Source organism: Endozoicomonas sp. SESOKO2 (assembly GCF_024606245.1).
In the GTDB taxonomy this organism is placed as follows: domain Bacteria; phylum Pseudomonadota; class Gammaproteobacteria; order Pseudomonadales; family Endozoicomonadaceae; genus Endozoicomonas_A.
This window is the reverse complement of the sequence record NZ_JAHHPQ010000438.1, coordinates 1-1,207: the sequence shown is the minus strand read 5'-3', so window position 1 is coordinate 1,207 and position 1,207 is coordinate 1. Positions and strand designations below refer to the sequence as shown.

At 45.5% G+C, this 1,207-nt stretch carries 2 protein-coding genes; both read left to right on the top strand.

Annotated elements, in window-relative coordinates; genetic code table 11:
• The first annotated feature begins 218 nt into the window (after nucleotides 1–218).
• Entirely contained in the window at nucleotides 219–470 is a 252-nt protein-coding gene (locus tag KDK17_RS09885) for an accessory factor UbiK family protein (protein ID WP_257275663.1), read from the top strand.
• A 306-nt stretch (nucleotides 471–776) separates the two neighbouring features.
• A complete protein-coding gene (locus KDK17_RS09880) occupies nucleotides 777–1,178 on the top strand; it encodes a hypothetical protein (protein WP_257275664.1) in 402 nt (133 codons plus the stop codon).
• The last annotated feature ends 29 nt before the right edge of the window (nucleotides 1,179–1,207 follow it).

Below are 1,207 nucleotides of genomic sequence, written 5' to 3'. Positions count from 1 at the left end.
ATGTTTTGAGGGATAACAAAACAAGCTAATAAAGAGAACCAGCCGAGGGCGGATGTAAGCATGGTCAGAGTCTTTGGCATAAGCCAAATCCATGAGTTGACTTAATCAATGTTTACCGAGCAACTATCAATTTAGCACATAAAAGCAAGCACGTTGAGATAACTGCTTGTGATATCATACCCGCCGGTTTTGAATCACAGCAGTTGCAGGAATCATCGATGATCGATAAAGCCTCCCTTATCGGTAGTATTGCCGGCAAAGCAGGTCAGGTACTGGGTGGGCAAAAAAGCCAGACCCGGGAAGATATTGAGCAAAACATGAAGGCTCTGGTGGGCAGTGCCCTGGCCAAATTTGAACTGGTCACCCGTGATGAGTTTGATGCCCAGGTCGCCGTTCTTAAGCATACCCGTGAAAGACTGGAAGCCCTTGAAAAGAAGGTGGCCGAGTTGGAAAAAGCCAAACAGTCTTAGCCCTGTTGCTGATGTCATTAGCCGTTCTCGCCCTGAGAACGGCTAATGCATACACCCGACCAGATTTTACTCTTCACTGACAATATTGATTATTTAAAAAAATAATTAAAATCAATAATTTAGATAATTATCACTATTAAACCCCTCGGTAGTTTTCCCTATAGAGGTACTCCTCTCTTCGCTATAGCATTGAGCAACAAATTAAGATAGTTGCCTCAATAATAATATGCCATGGCATTGGCCAGATCCTTTCAACAAAGACTGGTCTCAAGGACAAATAGAGAAAATCTCAGGAGAACCATCACTATGACACGCACACTTTCAATGTTTACTCTGCTGATGAGCATGATCATGTCTGGCTTTACACAGACTGCTTCCGCCGCTGGCTGGGAACTGCTGGGCGAAAAGAAAGTCAGTCGTCGTGCAGAAGCAGACACCATCCGTGTTGGTCTGAGAGACGGTGCTTTCAAGCGTCTGCAATTCAAGGTCAAAGGAGCTGACGTGGATTTCGACAGAGTCATCGTGCACTACGAAAACGGTCAAAACCGTGAAATAGCCATCCGCAGCAAAGTCAGGAAAGGCGGCAGCTCTCGCGTCATTGACCTGCCCGGTAAAGCAAGGGCCATTGAAAAAGTAAGATTCTACTACGACACTGATGGAACCGGACGCGTTCAGGCCAGTGTTCTGCTCATGGGTAAGTCTGCCTGATGAAAAAACGACTGTTTACGATTTTAGTT